Source organism: Streptomyces sp. NPDC005393, assembly GCF_040606675.1.
GTDB lineage: Bacteria > Actinomycetota > Actinomycetes > Streptomycetales > Streptomycetaceae > Streptomyces.
The window spans coordinates 30,142-49,691 of record NZ_JBEXFG010000048.1; the positions used below are offsets into that span (position 1 = coordinate 30,142).

A 19,550-nucleotide genomic window follows, 5' to 3' on the forward strand; every position below is an offset into this window, starting at 1 on the left:
GACGACTCGGCGGCGGGAGCCAGATCGATCGGCCAGGCGTCGCGGGCCCGCGAAGACCGGCAGGCCGGCTAGGCGGGCCGGGTCGTTGCCGCGGTGGCGGGTCCGGTGGGGTGTGGCGGGTGCCAGTCGGCGATGCCGTCGAAGCCGCGGAGGACGAGGCCGGGGCCGAGGCGGCTGAAGGCGGCGATCGTGGTGTTGCGCAGGGCGATGGCGGGGGTGCTGGTGAGAGTGGTCATGCGGGCGGTCCGGGCGGAGCGGCGGACGATGTCCATGGTGCGGGGCAGCCGGTCGCGGGTGTACGCGGCCAGGGCGGCCGAGGGATCGGCGGCGTCCGGCGCCAGATGGTGGGCGAGGACGACGGCGTCCTCGATGGCCTGGTTGCCGCCCTGCCCCATGGCCGGGGCCATCGGATGGGCCGCGTCGCCGAGGAGGGCGACCCGGCCGCGGTGGTAGGCGGGGAGCGCCTCGGCCATGAAGCGGATGTCATGGCGCAGGACATCCGGCGGCGGGGCGGCCGCGAGAATGTCGGGGACCGGCCGGTGCCAGTCACCGAAGAGGCGGAGCAGTTCGGCCCTCTCGTCGTCCGGAGCGTGGCCGCCCGGCGGGGCGACGGCCGCCGCGTAGGCGTAGACGCGGCCGTCCTTCAGCGGCTGGGTGCCCCAGATCCGGCCCTTCCCCCACGTCTCGTGCGGCGCGAAGGGCCGCTCAAGGGCGGGGATGACGACGCGCCAGGTGGTGAACCCGGCGTAGCGCGGCCCGGGGTGGGCGGGGAAGAGCGCGCGGCGGACGGCGGAGTGGATGCCGTCGGCGCCGACGACGAGTTCGGCCTCGTACGCGCCGTCCGCCGTGGTGACCCGGGCGGGGCGGTCGGCGGCGCCGGGATCGGTCAGTTCGGCGGCGGCGGTGCGTACGCGGCCCTCGGGCAGCCGGGAGGCGAGCAGTCCGACGAGGGCGGCGCGGTGGAGGAGGACCAGCGGGCCGCCGAAGCGCTCGGCCGCCGCCGCGCTGTCCATCCGGGAGAGCCAGCGGCCCCCGGGGGTGCGCAGTCCGCCGTCGCCCTGCCAGGCGGCGAGAGCACGGACGTCGTCGCCGAGGTCGATCGCGTCGAGGGCGCGCTGGGCGTTGGGGGCGAGCGAGATACCGGCGCCGACGGGTTCGAGGGTGGCGGCCCGCTCCAGGACGGTGACCGACCAGCCGCGGCGGTGCAGGGCCGCGGCTGCGGTGAGCCCGCCGATTCCGGCGCCGATGACGACGGCACGGGGCAGTTCCATGGCTCCTCCAGAGCACTACGGGTGTAGTGACCGTCAAGCTACTACACCTGTAGTGCGGACGGTAGCGTTGACCCCATGACCGCTGATCAAACCGCTGCCACCGCCCCCGCGAAGGCCCCGGCCGGATCCCGCGCCGAGTTGATCGCCGACACCGCCCTCGCGCTGCTGGCCGAGCGCGGGATGCGGGGGCTGACGCACCGCGCGGTGGACGAGGCGGCCGGGCTGCCGCTCGGGTCGACCTCGAATCACGCCCGTACCCGCGCCGCACTGCTGAAGGCGGCGGTCCGGCGGCTGGCCGAGCGCGAGGCGCAGGTGCTGACGCCCGATGAGATGCCGCGCCCCGGCGGCGGGCCCGAGGCACCCCTCGGACCCGACGGGCTGGCCGACGCGCTCGCCCTCGCCCTGCACCGCTCACTCACCGCCCAGCGCGATCTGCTGATCGCCCGCTACGAGCTCGCGCTGGAGGCGACCCGCCGCCCGGAGCTGCGGGAGTTCTACGACGCGACGGGCCGCGGCTTCCGGGAGCCGCTGGAGGCGATGATGACGGCGGTGGGCTCCACCGAGCCGCGACGGCACGCGCAGTCGCTGGTCGCCTGGTGCGAGGGGCTGATGTTCACGTGCGCGGCGGGGGCGGACCACGACGCCGTACCCGACCGCGCGGCGCTGCGCACCGGGTTCAGGGAGCTGCTGCGCGGAATGCTGGGCCGATAATGCCTGGCGGGCGGAGTGGCCGGACGGACATGATGACCGCCATGACCACCATCGAACGCCCCGATCCACCCCGGACCGCCGATGAGCGCACCAGCCTGGAGGGGTGGCTGGACTTCCACCGCGCGACCCTGGCCGTCAAATGCGAGGGGCTCGACGACAAGCGGCTGCGCGAAGCCTCCGCGCCCCCGTCCGAGCTGACCCTGCTCGGGCTGGTCCGGCATATGGCCGAGGTCGAGCGCAGCTGGTTCCGGCGGGTGCTCGCCCAGGAGGACGTACCGCCGATCTGGTACAGCGACCAGGACCCGGACGGGGAGTTCCACTTCACCGACGGGGACACCACGGAGGGCTCGTTCGCCGTCTGGCGCACCGAGATCGCCAAGGCCAAGGAGGCCGCCGCGGGCCGCTCCCTGGACGACGTCATCACCCGCCCCGGCCGTGGCGACTACAACCTGCGCTGGATCTACCTCCACATGATCGAGGAGTACGCCCGCCACAACGGCCACGCCGACCTCATCCGCGAGCGGATCGACGGCGTCACGGGAGACTAGGCCCCTGTCCGGGGATCGAGCGCCGGACGCGGCGGCGAGCTGCCCGTTCCGGATGCGCGCCCCCGGCCGCCGCCGCACGCTGAACGTAGGGCCCGCGCACCCGGCACGTCGTCGTCCGCCCGCCCTCCCCGTCCGGCGGGCGGCGGGTCCCCCGCCATGGAGCCATTCATGACCACACCGCGAGATCTGTTGATCATCGCCATGGATATGGCGTCCACTCGCCCGGTGGAGCGAGGCGATCTGTCGCTCGCTCTCGCGGGAGCCGAGGCGATCGACCTCCTGCGCGCCGAGGCCATCAGCCTGGAGGGTGATCGCATCGTGCCGGGCTACCAGCCGACGATCGCCGATCGCCTGCTGGACGAGGCCGCGTCGTCGCTCGTCCGAGAAGCGCCGTACGAGTCGGTCGGCGACTGGCTGTGGCGCAGAGGCCGCGGCCTGCCCGCGACGTATCTGTCCGACTTCGAGGCGGAAGGGCAGCTCATCCGGCAGCACCACCGCCGCTGGAAGATCTTCCGGACCAGTGAGCTGGTGCTGGTCGATTCGCCCGCTCGCCGGCTGGCGTCGAACCGCTGGGCATCCGATGAGCCCGTCCTCTCCACCCTCGCCGCGGGCGTCGGCATCGGCGACAAGCCGACCGAAGAAGCCCCGGAGGTGGCCGACGACGCGGCGACGGTGCTCACCGCCGTCGATGACGCGTTGACGGAATTGGCCGTCGAACGGCAACGGCGGGCCCGGAGGCGCGACGAGGCGGCCGTGAACAATGTGCGGCGAGGGTACTGACCCCGGACGGAGCTGTGCCGTCAAGCCGCCGCGCGAGCGTCCCAGGTCCTCGGGGAAGGCTTGGTGTGGGGGCGACCGGCGGTCCTGGCCTCCCAACGATCGGTCTTCCGGTCGGCGCGCACGCCGCTCGCCTGACCGACCGGGCAGAACCTAGTCGTCCACGGCGCCTTCCAGACGCAGCGTCAGCCGCCCGATGGCGGCCCGCACCCCGTCGCCGTACGGATCGTCGCCGAGCGCCTCGGCGCTCGCCCGCGCCAGCGCCAGCTGGCCGCGCGCCGCCTCCTCCTGACCGAGCTTCACATAGTCGGCGGCCAGATTGAGGTGGAGGGCGGGGTAGAACGCGCGCACCTCCAGGGCGCCGGTGAGCCCGTCGGCCGCCGCGAGCGCCAGCAGGTCCCACATCAGCTCGTCGGCCGGATCGTCCTGGGTGTCGGCCATGTAGTGGGCGAGGGCGCAGCGATGGTAGGGGTCGCCGCCCTTCTCGATCTCCTGCCAGAGCGCGGCGAACCGATTGCGCGCCTCCTCCCGGTCGCCGCCCCGGTGCAGCATGACCGTCTGTCCGATCCGGGTCAGCACGGCGTCGCCGCCGTCCGGCGTCTCCCGCCGCACTTCCGCCATCGCACCTCCCGCGCTCCCGCGCTTCCGCGCTCGAACGACGCTAACCGCTGGAGCCTGCCTCCCTCGGCGTGTCGGGGCTCAGCCGGGCGTGGCCGTCGTCCCGCGGACGACCGGATGCGAGGCGACGCGGCCCGGTCCGTATCGAGGAGATCCACCGGTCCGCTTGAGGGCGCGCCCCCGCCCTCAGCCCTACGGCCCGTAGCGGCGGGCCAGTTCGGCGACGGCGCGGGCGACGGCCGTCCGCAGCTCGGGCGGCCCGACCACCTCGGCGTCCGGGCCCAGCCGCAGCATGTCGTGGACCGCGATGGGCAGCGACTCCACGGGGAGCACCACACGCACCCGCCCCTCGTCGTCGGGCGGGCCCGCTCCGGCCGCCGCCACCGCGCCGACCGTGCCGAACTGCATCGGCAGCAGCTTCAGCCCGCGCTCGGAGAGCAGCAGCTCGGCCTCGCCCTGGAAGCGCGAGGACTCCAGCCGCCGGGACGACTCCTGCCAGTAGGCGACGAGATCGAATCCGGCGGGCCGCTCGAAGACCTCCTCCAGCAGCTCGGCGGCGAGGATCCGCGAGACCCGGTAGCTGCGCACGGTGTCCTCCGCACGTGCCACCAGATACCAGATGCCCCCCTTGAGGACGAGACCCAGCGCGTGCAGCTCCCGCCGTACCTCACCGCGCCAGCGGCGGTAGTGCACCCGCAGGACCCGTCGCTGCCATACGGCCTCGGCGACGGCCGCGAGATGCGGCACCGGCTCGGCGTCCCGGAACCAGCCGGGCGCGTCGAGGTGGAAGCGCTCCTGGATGCGGCGCGACCGCTCCCCCAGCCCCGCGGGAAGCGCGGCCCGCAGCTTGAGCTGGGCCGTGGTGAGGTCGGCGCCGAGGCCGAGGTCGGCGGCGGGGCCCGGCATTCCGGCGAGGAAGAGGGAGTCGGCCTCGTCGCCGGTGAGCCCGGTCAGCCGGGTGCGGTAGCCGTCGAGCAGCCGGTAGCCGCCGGCCGGGCCGCGGTCGGCGTACACGGGCACGCCGGACGTGCTCAGCGCCTCGACGTCGCGGTAGACGGTACGGACCGACACCTCCAGCTCCGCGGCGATCTCCGGCGCGGTCATCCGGCCCCGGTTCTGCAGCAGAAGGAGCAGCGAGAGAAGGCGGTCGGCGCGCATGCGGTCCATTGTGCCGCCGTACCTGACAAAAGATGTCAGGTACGGCGGACAGAGTGCCTTTCACCAGCGCTCGGAGCCCCCTGGAAAGGACGCGCCATGACCACGCACACCACCACCGGCAGCTTCACCTTCGCCCACTGGGAGGAGACGACCGTGGGGCAGGCGGGGGACGGCCCGAAGCTGGCCCACGCCACCGTCACCAACACCTTCTCCGGGGCCATTGAGGCGGCGGACACCAGCTGTGAGTACGCGATCACCTATGTCACCGCGAAGACCGGCGTCTGCTGCGGCTACGAGCTGCTGACCGGCACTCTCGACGGTCGCACCGGCAGCTTCGTCGTCGAGCAGCACGGCACCTTCGGGGAGGACGGCACGGTCCGCTGCTCCTTCGAGGTGGTGCCCGGATCCGGCACCGGCGAGCTGGCCGGGCTCACCGGATCGGGCACCTTCGTCGCCGTGCCCGGCGAACAGACCGTCCCCTACACCTTCGACTACGACCTGTAGCGAGGCCCCGGTCAGGCGCGGTCAGGAGGCGAGGCTGGGGATCCGCCAGTCGATCGGCGTATGGCCCTGGGCCTTGACCGCCTCGTCGATCCGGGTGAAGGGGCGCGAGCCGAAGAACTTCTTCGCCGACAGCGGGGAGGGGTGCGCCCCCTTCACCACCACATGCCGCTCCTCGTCGATCAGCGGCAGCTTCTTCTGGGCGTAGTTCCCCCAGAGCACGAAGACGGCCGGGTCGGGGCGCGAGGCCACCGCGCGGATCACCGCGTCGGTGAACTTCTCCCATCCCTTGCTCTTATGGGAGTTGGCCTCGCCGCCCCGGACCGTCAGCACCGCGTTGAGCAGCAGCACACCCTGCCGGGCCCAGGGCATCAGATAGCCGTTGTCGGGCACCGGGTGGCCGAGCTCCTCATGCATCTCCTTGTAGATGTTCCGCAGCGACGGCGGGGTCTTGACACCCGGCCGCACGGAGAAGCACAGCCCGTGCCCCTGGCCCTCGCCGTGGTAGGGGTCCTGCCCGAGGATCAACACCTTGACCTGGTCGTACGGGGTCGCCTCCAGGGCGGCGAAGACCTCCTCGCGCGGCGGGTAGACGGGCCCCTTGGCCCGCTCCTCCTCGACGAACTCGGTGAGCTCCTTGAAATAGGGCTTCTCCAGCTCCTCGCCGAGGACCCCGCGCCAGGACTCGGGCAGCACGTAGGGCACGTCAACAACCTCCGGTAAGTGATCCGTCCACAAGCACAGAACCTACCGGCGGCCACTGACAGCGCCTCATGCGGAGTCGGGTCCGCAGGAGGCCCGCCGGTGTCGGGACAGCGCAGGGTGGGCAGCTCCTCGGTCAAGCGACCCTTGGGCAGCCGGATCGATCCGGCTGCCCAAGGACTCTGCTCGTCGGAGCGCACACGTAGGCAACCCCCCGGAAGCGATGCGCTCGGTCAGCCGACCCCGGCGTTGAGGAAGACCCCGCCGTCCACTACCAGCGTCTGGCCGGTGATCCACGCCGCCTGGTCGGAGGTGAGGAACGCCGCCGCGCCCCCGATGTCCTCCGGCGCCCCGAGCCGCTTCAGCGGATACGCCGCGGCGGCCTCGGCCTCACGCCCCTCGTACAGCGCGGTCGCGAACTTGGTCTTCACCACGGCGGGGGCGATGGCGTTGACCCGCACCCCCGGCGCGAACTCATGGGCGAGCTGCACCGTGAGGTTGATCATGGCCGCCTTGCTCACCCCGTACGCCGCGATGAACGGCGAGGGGCTTATCCCGGCGATCGAGGAGATATTGACGATCGCGCCGCCGTTCTCCTTCTGCCATGCCTTCCAGGTCTGCTGGGCGAAGCCGAGCGCCGAGACGACATTGGTCTCGAAGACCTTGCGGATCACGCCGAGGTCGAGATCGGCGATGGGCGAGTAGACCGGGTTCGTACCGGCGTTGTTGACGAGGAAGTCGACCCGCCCGAACGCCGCCATCGCACGCTCGACGGCGGCCGCCTGATGCGCCTCGTCATGGGCCTTGCCCGGCACCCCGATCACCCGGTCGGCGCCGAGCCGCTCCACCGCCTCCTTGAGCGCGTCCTCGTTGCGCCCGGTGATGCACACCCGGTCGCCGCGCGCCACCAGCGCCTCGGCGATCGCGTATCCGATACCGCGGCTCGCCCCGGTGACGAGCGCGGCCTTGCCGCTGTCCTGAATCCCTGCGGTCATGTGAGGTGTGGCTCCTGATCAGTTGAGCGGGCCGCCGGCCACGTACATGACCTGGCCGGAGATGAATCCGGCGGCCTCGCCGGTGAAGAAGGCGATGGCCCCCGCGACGTCCTCGGGCTGTCCCACGCGCCGCACCGGGATCTGACTCGCGGCCGCCTGCTGGAAGTCCTCGAAGCCCATGCCGACGCGCTCGGCGGTCGAGGCGGTCATATCGGTGGCGATGAAGCCGGGCGCCACGGCGTTGGCGGTGATGCCGAACTTGCCGAGCTCGATGGCGAGGGTCTTGGTGAAGCCCTGCATACCGGCCTTGGCGGCGGAGTAGTTGACCTGGCCGCGGTTGCCGAGCGCGGAGCTGCTGGAGAGGTTGACGATACGGCCGAACTCCGCGTCCACCATGTGCTTCTGACAGGCGCGCGACATCAGGAACGCGCCCCGCAGATGCACGTTCATCACGGTGTCCCAGTCGGACTCGCTCATCTTGAAGAGCAGGTTGTCGCGGAGCACACCCGCGTTGTTGACCAGGATCGTCGGCGCGCCGAGCTCTTCGGCGACCCGCGCGACCGCGGCCTCGACCTGCTTGGCGTCGGACACATCGCAGCCCACGGCGATGGCCTTGCCGCCCGCCGCGGTGATCTTTTCCACGGTGCCCGCGCAGGACCCCTCGTCGATGTCGAGCACCGCGACGGCGCGGCCCTCCTCGGCCAGACGCACGGCGGTCGCCGCGCCGATGCCGCGGGCCGCGCCCGTCACGATGGCAACGCGCTGCTCGGTGGTGGACATGCGGGTTCTCCTCGCCTCGATAGCGGCTCACCATCCCGGTCCCGGTGGTGAGCAACCGCTTAGTCGCTTCAGCAGACGAGACGCTATGAGGCCCGCCACCGCCTGTCAACGACCTGCTGTAATGCGGTTGCTCACCCTCCCCGTCAACGGACGAGCAGCTCGAGCAACCGCTCGAGCTCCGCCTCCGCGTCCACCGTCAGCCCCGTGTGCACCGGACCCGGCTGGATGACCGTGGAGCGCGGCGCGACCAGCCGGCGGAAGCGCCGTCCCGCGTCGTCGCCCGCCGCCTGGCCGGCCGGCTCTCCCCCACGGCAGACGCCCTCCACCGCGTGCAGCGCGGCCCGTACGCCCGCCACGTCCGCCGAGGGGTCGAGCGCGAGCAGCCGGGCCTCGTCCGGATGGCCCGGACCCTCGACCAGTCGGTGAAGCGCCGATGCACCGTCTGCCATGAGGCGCCGAAGACCGACGGCAGTTGCCGCCAGGTGGTGCAGCGCCCCGGAAGGCTGGTCGGCTTCGAAGCGGCCCGCGCCAAGCACGGCGCAAGGCACCCGCCATCCCCAGCTGAGCAGCTGCTCCTTGGGGAGCGCGGCGACGCGCACGGATGAAGATTTCGGCAAGGGCACCTCGAGCCCCGGAAGGGAGCGGCAGGGGCTTGACCTTCGTTCTTTCAAACTGGTTTAGTTGCGCTCCGCAAGCCATTTAAACCGGTTTAATTACTGAGCGCGACCGTACGCTCCGCTGTCTTCGACTCGATGAGGGAGGCGACATGAGGCGCAGGCCGACCATCGCCGACGTGGCTCGCCACGCGGGGGTGTCCCGTAGCTCGGTGTCCTTCGCGCTCAACGACCGCCCCGGTCTGGCCGTGGAGACCAAGGCGCGCATTCTGGCCGCCGCCGAGGAACTGGGGTGGACGCCCAGCCGCCCCGCGCGGGCGCTGTCGCTCGGCAAGGCCGGTGCCATCGGGCTCGTGCTGACGCGGGAGCCCGGACTGATCGGCGCGGACCCCTTCTTCCCGGCGTTCATCGCCGGTGTCGAGTCGGTGCTGTCCGAGCGTGGCGACGGCCTGGTGCTGCATGTCACCACGGCCGCGGCTGAGCACGAGGTGTACGAGCGTCTCGCCGCGGACCGTCGGGTCGACGGCGTTCTGCTCACCGACCTCCGCCAGGACGACTCGCGTCCGGGTCTGATGGCCGACCTCGGTCTGCCGGCCGTGGTGGTCGGTCGTTCCGAGTGGTCGGACGGGCTGTGTGCGGTCGAGCTGGACGACCGCCCGGCCTTCGTGGCCGCGATTCGCCGACTGGCCGAGCTTGGCCACCGCCGTATCGCCCATGTCGAGGGTCCCCAGGAGTTCCGCCACGCCCAGCGGCGGCGCGCCGTCTGGGCGGACACTCTGGCCGAACTCCAGCTGCCTGCGGGCCCGTTGCGCCCGGGCGGCTTCACCGCGGCGGGCGGCGCCCACGCCACCCGGGAACTCCTGGCACTCGACGAGCCGCCCACGGCGATCGTCTACGGCAACGACCTGGCCGCCACCGCGGGCCTCGCGGTCGCCCAGGAGCTGGGCGTTTCCGTCCCCGGGCAGCTGTCCGTCGTGGGCTACGACGACACCCCGCTCGCCCGGTACACCCACCCGCCGCTGGCTTCCGCCCGTGCGGACGCCCAGGGCTGGGGGGAGGCGGCCGCCCGCGCCCTGGACGCGGTGATCGCGAACGGTAGCGCCCCGGACGTAGTGCTGCCGCCCGCCGACTTCCTGCCCCGCGCCTCGATCGGCCCGGCACCCAGCAGCTGAAGGCGCCGCCCTCCGAAGGGGCGGGCGTAGGGGGGTTCCGTCCGGCAACGAGGCCGGGCGTGCACAGTTCGGAGAGAACCTATGCTGAGGAGAACGGCGTACACGCTACTGGTCCTCGCTCTCGCGGGCACAGGAACAGCATGCGCCCGCTCGGGGCCCACCGCAGCCAAGGCGGTCAAGTCCCGGGGTCCGATCACCATCTGGCTGTCCAACAACCGCCAGGAGGTGGACTGGGGCAAGCGGATGGTCGCCGACTGGAACAAGGCGCATCCCGATCAGAGGATCACGGCGCAGAAGATTCCGGCGGGCAAGACCTCGGAAGAGGCCATCAGCGCCTCGATCATCGCGGGCACCAGCGCCTGTCTGGTCTTCAACACCTCGCCCGCCTCCGTGCCGCAGTTCCAGAAGCAGGCAGGGCTGGTACCGCTCAACGACTTCCCCGACGGCAAGCGGTACGTCGAGCGGCGCAGTGGCTCACTCGCCGGGCAGTACCGCTCCGAGGACGGCAAGTACTACCAGCTGCCGTGGAAGTCCAACCCGGGGATGATCCTCTACAACAAGGCGATATTCCGTAAGGCGGGGCTCGATCCGGAGCACCCCGAGCTCGCCACCTACGACGCATTCCTCAAAACCTCGCGGAAGATCGTCGCAAGCGGCGCCGCCAAGGCCGCCATCTGGCCGACTCCCAGCAGCGAGTTCTTCCAGTCCTGGTTCGACTTCTACCCTGCCTTCATCGCCGAGAGCGGCGGCAAGCAGCTGGTCGAGGACGGCAAGCCGCAGTTCGACACGGCGGCCGGCCGCCGTGTCGCCGCGTTCTGGCGGCAGATGTACGCGCAGAAGCTGGCCCCGCAGGAGGCCTACGCTGGCGACGCGCTCGGCGAGGGGAAGACCGCCATGTCGACGGGCGGGCCCTGGGCCGTCGCCGCGTACAAGGACAGCCTGGACTGGGGTGTCGTACCGATGCCGACCTCCGATGGCCGGCCCGCCGACGAGATCCACAGCTTCAGCGACGAGAAGTCCGTATCCATGTCCAGCTCCTGCGAGCACCGGGCCACCGCCTGGAAAGTGCTGAAGTTCGCCACCTCCCGCGAGCAGGACGGAGAGTTCCTCGCCGCCACCGGTCAGATGCCGATGCGTGAGCACCTGACCACCGTCTACGCCGACTGGTTCGAGCGGAATCCGTCCTACAAGCCCTTTGCCGAACAGGCGCAGCGCGTGGTCGAAGTGCCCAATGTCTCCGGCTCCATCGATGTCTGGCAGGCATTCCGCGACTCCTGGACCCGTTCGGTCGTCTTCGGCCGGCAGCCCACCGACTCCGCCCTGCACAGCGCCGCCGGGCAGATCTCCAAGCTCCTCGCCGCGTACGGAGACCCGTCATGACCCTCCAGCATGCCCAGGCCCCGGTCCGGCGCCGACGCGGCACCTCCCGCATCGGAGGCCTGTTCGTCACGCCCTACATGCTTTTCGTCCTGGTCGTCTTCGCGGTGCCCCTGATCTACACGGTGTGGATATCCTTCCACCGCTTCTACTTCACCGCCCCCGGGGCGGACGTCGACAGTCCATGGGTCGGCCTCGCCAACTACCGGACTGTGCTCACCGATCCGGTGGTCGGCCGCGCCTTTCTCAACATCCTGACCTTCCTGGTCATCAATGTGCCGCTGACCGTAGGCCTCTCCCTGGTTCTGGCCTCCGCGCTCAATGCCAAGCTGCCCTTCCGGTCCTTCTTCCGGGCCGCCTACTACCTGCCGTACGTCACGGCCAGCGTGACTCTCGTCGTCGTCTGGCAGTCCCTCTTCGGCGCCAACGGGCTGGTGAACGACCTGCTCGGCTCGCACGCCCCCGATCCGTCCTGGCTGGTCAACTCGCATCTCGCGATGCCGATGATCGCCTTCTTCGTCACCTGGAAGCAGCTCGGCTTCTTCGTGATGCTCTATCTGGCCGCACTGCAGAACGTCGGCAAGGACCTCTACGAGGCCGCCTCCGTGGACGGCGCCGGGCGTGTCCGCCAGTTCTTCTCGATCACCGTGCCAGGCGTGCGCCCGGCCACCACTCTGGTCGCCATCTACGCGATCATCACGGGCGCCAACCTCTTCAGCGAGCCGTATCTGCTCACCGGAGGCGGCGGCCCCGACCACGCCTCCGCCTCACCCGTCCTGATCATGTACCAGAAGGGCATCGAGCAGGGACACCCCGACTTCGCGGCCGCGCTCGGCGTCGTCCTCGTGGCCTTCGTCCTCATGGTGTCGCTGATCGCCCGCAAGCTCACCGAGAGGGGCAACTGACGCCATGAACGCACACACCACCCCGGCCGTGCGGCGTCGGGGCCTGCTCGGCCGGGCCGTTCAGCTCCTGGTCCTCCTGGCCGGCGCCATCGCCTTCCTCTTCCCCTTCTCCTACATGGTCGTCGGATCCTTGAGGAAGACCACCACCGGCGACCTCGCCGGGGCCGCCCCCGGCGACTTCACCGGTGCCAACTACACAGCCGTCAACGGCGCGATCTCGCTGGGCCGTTCCCTCATCAACTCCGGGATCATGACCGCCGGTGTCCTCCTGTGCACCCTGGTCTTCGGCCTCCTCACCGGATACGCCCTGGCCCAGCTGAACTTCCGCGGCCGTGGCGCCGTGTTCGCCACGCTGCTGCTGGTCCAGATGATCCCGTTCCAGCTTCTGATGCTTCCGCTCTACGTCCTCGTGGTCCGCGATTACGGGCTCGGCGACAACTACCTCGGCATGATCCTGCCGTTCGCGATCAACTCGACGGCGGTCTTCCTCTTCCGCCAGTTCTTTCTCCAGATGCCCGCGTCCCTCTTCGAGGCGGCCCGCATCGACGGCGCGAACGAACTGCGGATCCTTCTCCGCATCGCCATCCCCATGGCCCGGCCCGCACTGCTCACCGCCGTGCTGCTGACCTTCATCGGCCCCTGGAACGAATTCCTCTGGCCGTTCCTGGTCACCAAGGACGCCAGCATGCAGCCGCTGGCCGTCTCCTTGGCGAGCTTCCTCAGCAACCTTCAGGGCACCGTCGCCAACCCGACCGGAGCGCTGATGGCCGGCGCCTTCGTACTGGCCGTCCCCGCCGTGGTGCTGTTCCTCCTCTTCCAGCGCCACTTCACCACCACGAACATCGATTCCGGAGTAAAGGGCTGAACTCCCCCATGAGTACCACCACCCCCACCACCCACATCCCCTTCCGCCTGGTCCGCAAGGGCGTCGTGATGTCCCCACTGCCCGGCCAGACCAACGAGTCCGAGGGTGTCCTCAACCCCGCATCCGGCCGCACGCCCGACGGAACTCTCCACCTGCTGCCCCGCCTGGTCGCCGAGGGCAACGTCTCCCGAGTCGGCCTGGCCGAGGTCACCTTCACCGACGGTGTGCCCTCGGGTGTCGAGCGCCGAGGCGTGGTCCTCGCCCCCGATGAGGGCTGGGAACGCGGCAAGAACAACGCCGGTGTGGAAGACCCGCGCATCACCTGGATCCCCTCGCTGGGCAAGCACGTCATGTCCTACGTCGCCTACGGCCCGCTCGGCCCCAAGCCCGCCCTCGCCGTCTCCGACAACCTCACCGACTGGACCCGCCTCGGACCCATTCAGTTCGCGTACCAGCCGGACCTGGACACCGACCTCAACCTCTTCCCCAACAAGGACGTCGTGCACTTCCCCGAGCCGGTTCCCGGCCCGGACGGTGAGCTGGCTTACGCGATGCTGCACCGCCCGATGTGGGACCTCGGCTGGTTCCGTCCCGGTGAGGGCGTCCACCTGCCCGCGGGAGTCACCGACGAGCGCCCCGGCATATGGATCTCCTACGTTCCGGCCGCCGAGGCCGAACAGGACATCCGCGCGCTGACCCGTCCGCGTCAGCACCGCCTGGTGGCCCTCTCCGAGTACTCCTGGGAGGGCCTGAAGATCGGCGGCGGCCCGGCTCCGATCCGCGTCGACGAGGGCTGGCTGCTCATCCACCACGGTGTCTCCGGCTCCATCGAGGACCCCTTCGCCCAGAACCAGAAGGTGTCGTACGCCGCCGGCGCGATGATCCTCGACCCGGCGGACCCGTCGCGGGTCCTCGCCCGCTCCGACGAGCCGCTCATGGCCCCCGAGACCGAGGAAGAGCGCTCCGGGACCGTCCCGAACGTGGTGTTCCCCACCGCTGTCGAGGAGGTCGACGGCAAGCTGTACGTGTTCTACGGCATGGCTGACGCCCACATCGGTGTCGCTCTCCTGGAGCGCACCGCATGAGCTCCCCCTCCCTCGGGCTCGGGCTGGTCGGCTGCGGAGCGTTCGGGGCGTATGTCCTGGACTCCGTGGCCGGCCTGCCCGGCCTGCACATCGCCGCCGTCGCCGACGCCGACCCCCAGCGCGCACAGCCTCTGGGCGACCAGTACGCGGCGGCCGTCCGCGACGGCCTCGACGCGGTGCTCGCCACGGACCGCGTGGACATTGTGGCCCTCGCCACCCCGCCCGGCACCCACGCCGCCATGGCCACCGCGGCCCTGCGCGCAGGCAAGCACGTCTTCTGCGAAAAGCCCCTCGCCACCACCGCGGAGGATGCCCTCCGGGTACGGGACGAGGCGGTCCGGTCACCCGGCGTCCTGGTCGTCGACCACGTCCTGCGCTACAACCCGCTCCTGCGTGCCGTCCAGCGGCTCATCGAAGAAGGCCTGCTGGACGCTCCCCGGCGATTTCTCTTCGAGAACGACGCGGCAGACCAGGACCTCGGCCCCGGCCACTGGTTCTGGGACCCCGCGCACAGCGGCGGCATCTTCGTCGAGCACGGCGTTCACTTCTTCGACGCGGCCCGCGCCCTGCTCGGCAGCGAGCCCGAGTCGGTGCGCGCCACAGCGGTGCGCCGACCGGACGGCCCCATCGACATGGTCATCGCGGACGCCGTCCACCCCGGTGGCGTCCTCGCCACCCACCTTCACTCCTTCACCCACGCCCACCGCTGCGAACGCCAGTTGATGCGGCTCGATCACGGGTTCGCCGAAACCCGCATCAGCGGCTGGATCCCGACGCGCGCGACGATTACCGCGTGGACGGATGAGTCGGGCGCCGCACACTGGGAACGGCTGTCGTCACGGAGCGGGGACCTGTTGAACGTCCCCGGATTCCTCCCCCACGGCGATGAAGTGATCGCGGTGACGGTGCACCGGAACGCGGGCGACGATCAGCCTGCCCGCGGCCGGGGAGTTGAGCGCGTCGTCCCGCACCGGGTCGAGGCTGTGATCGATCTGGGCGGCGAGGAGCGCAAGCCGTACGTGTACGCACAGAGCGTGCGGGCCGCCTTCGCTGACCTGCTCCGCAGCGCGGCCGACGGCTCCGCACCCGTCGCCGACGCCTACGCGGGGCTGACCGCCGTCGCCGTGGCCGAGGCCGCCACCCGGGCCGCCGACACCGGCACCGAACAGCAGGTCACCCCCGTCCGCCGGCCGACCGGCCCCCGCGCGGGGAGCACCGCGTGAGCTGGTGGCGCCACGCCGTCTGCTACGAGATCCATCCCCGGTCCTTCGCCGACTCCAACGGCGACGGGATCGGGGACCTCCCGGGCGTGACCGCGCACCTCGACCACCTCCGGCACCTGGGTGTCGACGCCCTGTGGCTGACCCCCTGCTACCCCTCTCCGCTCGCCGACGGCGGATACGACATCGCCGACCACGCCGCCATCGCCCCCGACCTGGGCACCCTTGACGACTTCGACACCCTCACACGCCGCGCCCACACGCTCGGCATGAGGGTCATCATCGATCTCGTCCCGAACCACACCTCCGACACCCACCCTTGGTTCCGCGAGGCACTGGGATCCGCCCCCGATTCGGCCTCCCGTGACCGCTATGTCTTCCGGCCGGGCAAAGGCCCGGACGGCACGCTGCCGCCCAATGACTGGCAGTCGGCCTTCGGCGGTCCCGCCTGGACGCGCGTCAGTGACGGCGACTGGTACCTCCACCTGCACGCGCCCCAGCAGCCGGATCTCAACTGGCGTAATTCCGAGGTGTGTTCCGCCTTTACCGATGTGCTGCGCTTCTGGCTCGGCCACGGGGCCGACGGCTTCCGCGTCGACGTGGCGCATGCCCTGTTCAAGGCCGAGGGCCTGCCCGACGCCGGCCCCGGCCAGCATCAGGACCCGCTCCGCAACCACCTCATGCCCTACTACGACCAGGAGGAGCTCCACCCGCTCTACCGCGACTGGCGCACCCTTCTCAACACCCACCCCGCCCGTCCGGGCGCCTGCTCACCTGACGACCGGGTCCTGGTGGCCGAGTGCGCGGTCTTCGCTCCGGAGCGCCTGGCCCGGTACGTTCGCCCGGACGAGATGCACCAAACCTTCAACTTCGCCTTCCTGGAGGCTCCCTGGCAGGCGCGGGCCCTGCGCCAGGTCATCGACGGCTCCCTCGCCGCCAGCGGTTCCGTCGACGCCCCCGTCACCTGGGTTCTGTCCAGTCACGACGCGATACGCCCGGTCACCCGCTTCGGATCCGAACTGCGCGCCCGCTCGGCCGCCCTGCTGATGCTGGCCCTGCCCGGCGCCGTCTACCTCTATCAGGGCGAGGAACTGGCCCTGCCTCAGGCCCACATCCCCGACGACCGCATCCGCGACCCTCTGTGGGAACGTTCCGGACACACCGACCGCGGCCGCGACGGCGCCCGCTCCCCCATCCCCTGGTCCGGAAGCGCCCCTCCCTACAGCTTCACCGCCGCCTCCCCGGACCAGTGCTGGCTGCCGCAGCCGCCCGACTGGGCGGATCACTGCGTCGACGCCCAGAGGGGTGATCCACGCTCCTGCCTCGCCCTGTACCGCCAGGCACTGCGCCTGCGCCGCCAGTACCCGGCCACCGCTCAGGCCCCACTGCGCTGGCACTCGGCACCGCACGCCCCCTACCTCGCCTTCCAGCGGGGCGCACTGGCTTGCGTGGTCAACCTCGGCCCGGACCCGCTGCCCCTCGCCACTCTCGGGCTGCGAGGCCATCCCGTCCTCAGCAGCACCCCCCTGACAGGGGACACCCTCCCGCCGGACGCCGCCGTCTGGCTCGTCACGGCGTCAGGCCATCGCCCATAGCGCGCTCCAGCATGGCTTCACTGCGTCTGACCTCGTGGTGCTCTTCACCGGTCACCGGTCACCGGTCACCGGTCACCGGTCGCCGAAGAGGCGAAGCCAACAGTGACCCCGCACGGCACACCGGGTGCCTCTCGCCGCGTGGGTGCGGTGAGAGGCACCGGGGCCATGACACGAGACAGGGCTCCGCCGCCGGCGCCTCACGGGGCCCCGGCCGCTGCGACGCCCCTCAGGCGTTGGGGTCGACGCGATGCCGGCCGGCTTGGCCTTCTGAGTGCACCGACTGCCTACTGATGTAAACGAGCAGCGCCTACGCCACGTGCTCACCGAGTACCCCGAGCACTACAACTGCGGCCGCCCGCACCCGGCCTTACAACTCCGCGCTCCTGGCGACGCCCCAGACGGCATCCCCTTCCCCGCGCAACGGATCCAGCGACCTGAAGAAGATCACGAGAGCTGCCAAAAACGCAGATCAGCGCATGTACGAGACTTTTCGAACCCTCCAGTGAATTCACCTGTGAAGTCGACGTAATGTCAGATGGGAGTCCGCATTACCACTGACAGAATTCAAACCGTAACCTTTTGCTCACCGAAAGCATCGGGGATATGCGATGTACCGCAAAACGATGCAGTAAATTTTTGAACTTAATTTGAAGTGGATCTTCTATTGTTCCGGCCGGTGTTTCCCGTAAGGTCGGCACAAATTTGCGCGGCCATGCGCCCGTCGGCGCGCCCTCCAGCCGCACCTCTGCGAAATGACCGGAAGGCCGCCGCTGTCTGCCGCGCGGCCTCGTACTGAAGGGTGCCTCATGGCGGTCACCTCACAGAAAACCAGCTCACCAGGCCACACAGCGGGCAGTCTCCGACGAGACGTCGGATTCTGGGGACTACTGTTCGTCTCACTCGGATCGATCATCGGGTCCGGGTGGCTGCTGGGCGCGCTGACCGCCGCGAGCCTGGCCGGACCCGCGTCCATCCTGACCTGGGTCCTGGCAGCAGCGATGCTCACAGTACTTGCCCTGGTGCACGCCGAACTCGGCGCGGCCTACCCGTTCGCCGGCGGCACCGCCCGCTTCCCCGGCTTCGCCTTCGGGCCGCTGGCCGGCTTCTCCGCAGGCTGGATGGCCTGGCTGCAAGCGGTCACCATCGCCCCCATCGAGGTCGAGGCGACCCTCTCCTACACCGACCACATCGGGTGGGTGAAGGACCACCTCACCCTATTGCACACCGACGGCACCCTTACCAACGCCGGCATCGCGGTGGCCAGCTGTTTCATGCTTGCCTTCACCGCTGTGAACATCGTCGGCGTCCGACTGCTGGCCGAGACCAACGCCGTCACCGTGATATGGAAGACCGCGGTCCCCCTGTTCACCGTCGTGGTACTGATGACGCTGGCCTTCCACGGCTCCAACTTCACCGCCGGCGGCGGCTTCGCGCCCCACGGGGCCCACGGGGTCTTCGCCGCCCTGCCGGCCGGCGTGGTCTTCGCCCTGCAGGGCTTCGAGCAGGCCGTGCAGATGGCCGGCGAGGCCCGGAACCCGCAACGCGACGTCTCTCGCGCCGTCATCGTGGCGACCGCCATCGGCACCGTCGTCTACATCCTGCTCGAGGTCGCCTTCATCGGCGCTCTCGACCCGGGCCACCTGCTGCACGGCTGGGCCAACCCGATCGGTGAGGGCGACTTCGGCCCGTACGCGACCCTGGCGATCGGGGCCGGCGCGGGCTGGCTGGCCGTCATGCTCTACATCGACGCCGTCGTCTCCCCGGCGGGCACCGGCCTGGTGTACATCGCCACCTCCTCCCGCCTGTCCTACGCCCTTGGACGGCAAAAGTCCCTGCCCGGTGGCGTCACCAAGGTCAACCGGCGCGGCGCGCCCATCGCCTCGATCCTGCTCGCCTTCATCATGGGCGAGATCGCCTTCCTGCCCTTCCCGAGCTGGCAGTCGCTGGTCGGCCTGGTCACCTCGGCGACGGCCATCATGTACGCCTTCGCCCCCGTCGCTCTGCACGCGCTGCGCCTGCGCCACCCGGAGCAGCCGCGGCCCTACCGTCTGCCCGCGTGGCGGTTGCTCTCGCCCGTGGCCTTCGTCTCGGCCAACCTGCTCATCTACTGGTCGGGCTACCAGGCCGCCTGGAAGCTCGGGCTGGCCATGCTCATCGGCCTGCTGCTCTTGGCTGCCACCCGTGCCACCACCCCGGCCGCGGAGCGCACGGCCCTGCTGGTACGGGCGTCCGCCTGGGTGTGGCCCTGGCTCGGCGGCCTCGTCGTGATCGGCCGGTTCGGCCGGTACGGCGGCAGCAACACGCTGCCGAACTGGTGGGACCTGCTGGTAGTTGTCGCCTTCGGCCTGGCCGTCTACTACGGGGCGGTGCGGCTGGCACTGTCCACCGAGGAGGTGGACAAGGCGGTCGTCGCGGAGGGCGAGCTGGACGCGGCAGCCGACCCGGTCACCGCGTCCACCGTGTGAGCCAGGGACTGGTTGGCATAACCGCCACCACCACGGGCGCGGGCCGGGGCAGCATAGCGACTGCCCCGGGCCTGCGCTGTGACCGGGCGCGGGCCGGCTTGCGGGCGAGCACGGAGACCGTCCAGGTGCGGCGCGAGGCGAGCCGGCAGGCCGCTATGCGGATCGCGAGCGGCAGAAAGGCGCAGGCCGCC

Annotated in this window: 19 protein-coding genes; 12 read left to right on the forward strand and 7 right to left on the reverse strand. The window is 70.8% G+C overall.

Going from position 1 to position 19,550, the window contains the following annotated elements; genetic code table 11:
* Nucleotides 1-68 precede the first annotated feature (68 nt).
* Complete coding sequence (locus ABZS71_RS29260; RefSeq protein ID WP_356214887.1) at nt 69-1,271, reverse strand: FAD-dependent monooxygenase; 1,203 nt, start codon at nt 1,269-1,271, stop codon at nt 69-71.
* Nucleotides 1,272-1,346: 75 nt separating this feature from the next.
* On the opposite strand from ABZS71_RS29260, the gene ABZS71_RS29265 reads away from it, so the two are divergent.
* From ABZS71_RS29265 to ABZS71_RS29275, 3 genes are all read left to right on the forward strand, one after another.
* A complete protein-coding gene (locus ABZS71_RS29265) occupies nt 1,347-1,982 on the forward strand; it encodes a TetR/AcrR family transcriptional regulator (protein ID WP_356214889.1) in 636 nt (211 codons plus the stop codon).
* Nucleotides 1,983-2,023: 41 nt separating this feature from the next.
* Nucleotides 2,024-2,530 (forward strand): DinB family protein, encoded by a 507-nt coding sequence (locus tag ABZS71_RS29270; protein WP_356214891.1) that lies wholly within the window; start codon nt 2,024-2,026, stop codon nt 2,528-2,530.
* Nucleotides 2,531-2,698: 168 nt separating this feature from the next.
* A complete protein-coding gene (locus ABZS71_RS29275; protein WP_355859222.1) occupies nt 2,699-3,310 on the forward strand; it encodes a GPP34 family phosphoprotein in 612 nt (203 codons plus the stop codon).
* A gap of 150 nt (nt 3,311-3,460) precedes the next feature.
* Here ABZS71_RS29275 and ABZS71_RS29280 read toward each other — a convergent pair whose 3' ends face one another.
* Nucleotides 3,461-3,928 carry a hypothetical protein gene (locus tag ABZS71_RS29280; RefSeq protein WP_355859220.1) on the reverse strand — a complete coding sequence of 156 codons (468 nt, stop codon included), beginning with the start codon at nt 3,926-3,928 and terminating at the stop codon, nt 3,461-3,463.
* A 189-nt stretch (nt 3,929-4,117) separates the two neighbouring features.
* Nucleotides 4,118-5,092 (reverse strand): WYL domain-containing protein, encoded by a 975-nt coding sequence (locus tag ABZS71_RS29285; RefSeq protein WP_356214893.1) that lies wholly within the window; start codon nt 5,090-5,092, stop codon nt 4,118-4,120.
* 87 nt (nt 5,093-5,179) lie between these two features.
* On the opposite strand from ABZS71_RS29285, the gene ABZS71_RS29290 reads away from it, so the two are divergent.
* Entirely contained in the window at nt 5,180-5,587 is a 408-nt protein-coding gene (locus ABZS71_RS29290; protein WP_356214895.1) for a DUF3224 domain-containing protein, read from the forward strand.
* A 21-nt stretch (nt 5,588-5,608) separates the two neighbouring features.
* On the opposite strand, the gene ABZS71_RS29295 is transcribed toward ABZS71_RS29290, so the two are convergent.
* From ABZS71_RS29295 to ABZS71_RS29310, 4 genes are all read right to left on the reverse strand, one after another.
* Nucleotides 5,609-6,289, reverse strand: coding sequence for a uracil-DNA glycosylase (locus ABZS71_RS29295; RefSeq protein WP_355859215.1), 681 nt, complete (start codon nt 6,287-6,289; stop codon nt 5,609-5,611).
* 230 nt (nt 6,290-6,519) lie between these two features.
* A complete protein-coding gene (locus ABZS71_RS29300; protein WP_355859213.1) occupies nt 6,520-7,281 on the reverse strand; it encodes an SDR family oxidoreductase in 762 nt (253 codons plus the stop codon).
* An 18-nt stretch (nt 7,282-7,299) separates the two neighbouring features.
* Nucleotides 7,300-8,061: a 3-oxoacyl-ACP reductase FabG gene (fabG, locus tag ABZS71_RS29305; protein WP_355859210.1), complete on the reverse strand. Its 762-nt coding sequence runs from the start codon at nt 8,059-8,061 to the stop codon at nt 7,300-7,302.
* A 143-nt stretch (nt 8,062-8,204) separates the two neighbouring features.
* Nucleotides 8,205-8,609: a DUF3037 domain-containing protein gene (locus tag ABZS71_RS29310; RefSeq protein WP_356214920.1), complete on the reverse strand. Its 405-nt coding sequence runs from the start codon at nt 8,607-8,609 to the stop codon at nt 8,205-8,207.
* 218 nt (nt 8,610-8,827) lie between these two features.
* Here ABZS71_RS29310 and ABZS71_RS29315 point away from each other — a divergent pair, with 218 nt between their 5' ends.
* The 8 genes from ABZS71_RS29315 (at nt 8,828) to ABZS71_RS29350 (ending at nt 19,359) form a co-directional block, all read left to right on the forward strand.
* Nucleotides 8,828-9,847, forward strand: coding sequence for a LacI family DNA-binding transcriptional regulator (locus ABZS71_RS29315; RefSeq protein ID WP_356214897.1), 1,020 nt, complete (start codon nt 8,828-8,830; stop codon nt 9,845-9,847).
* 81 nt (nt 9,848-9,928) lie between these two features.
* Nucleotides 9,929-11,227: a sugar ABC transporter substrate-binding protein gene (locus ABZS71_RS29320; protein ID WP_356214899.1), complete on the forward strand. Its 1,299-nt coding sequence runs from the start codon at nt 9,929-9,931 to the stop codon at nt 11,225-11,227.
* Nucleotides 11,224-12,129 (forward strand): sugar ABC transporter permease, encoded by a 906-nt coding sequence (locus ABZS71_RS29325; protein WP_356214901.1) that lies wholly within the window; start codon nt 11,224-11,226, stop codon nt 12,127-12,129. Before ABZS71_RS29320 ends, ABZS71_RS29325 begins: the two co-directional genes overlap by 4 nt.
* Before the next feature lie 4 nt (nt 12,130-12,133).
* On the forward strand, nt 12,134-12,994 hold the full coding sequence (locus ABZS71_RS29330; protein WP_356214904.1) for a carbohydrate ABC transporter permease: 861 nt from the start codon (nt 12,134-12,136) through the stop codon (nt 12,992-12,994).
* Nucleotides 12,995-13,002: 8 nt separating this feature from the next.
* Entirely contained in the window at nt 13,003-14,079 is a 1,077-nt protein-coding gene (locus ABZS71_RS29335) for a glycosidase (RefSeq protein ID WP_356214906.1), read from the forward strand.
* Nucleotides 14,076-15,302 carry a Gfo/Idh/MocA family oxidoreductase gene (locus ABZS71_RS29340; RefSeq protein WP_356214908.1) on the forward strand — a complete coding sequence of 409 codons (1,227 nt, stop codon included), beginning with the start codon at nt 14,076-14,078 and terminating at the stop codon, nt 15,300-15,302. The genes ABZS71_RS29335 and ABZS71_RS29340 overlap by 4 nt, the downstream gene beginning before the upstream one ends.
* Nucleotides 15,299-16,894, forward strand: a complete 1,596-nt coding sequence (locus ABZS71_RS29345; RefSeq protein WP_356214910.1) for an alpha-amylase family glycosyl hydrolase — start codon at nt 15,299-15,301, stop codon at nt 16,892-16,894. The genes ABZS71_RS29340 and ABZS71_RS29345 overlap by 4 nt, the downstream gene beginning before the upstream one ends.
* Before the next feature lie 806 nt (nt 16,895-17,700).
* Nucleotides 17,701-19,359, forward strand: coding sequence for an APC family permease (locus tag ABZS71_RS29350; RefSeq protein ID WP_356214912.1), 1,659 nt, complete (start codon nt 17,701-17,703; stop codon nt 19,357-19,359).
* Nucleotides 19,360-19,550: the final 191 nt, after the last annotated feature.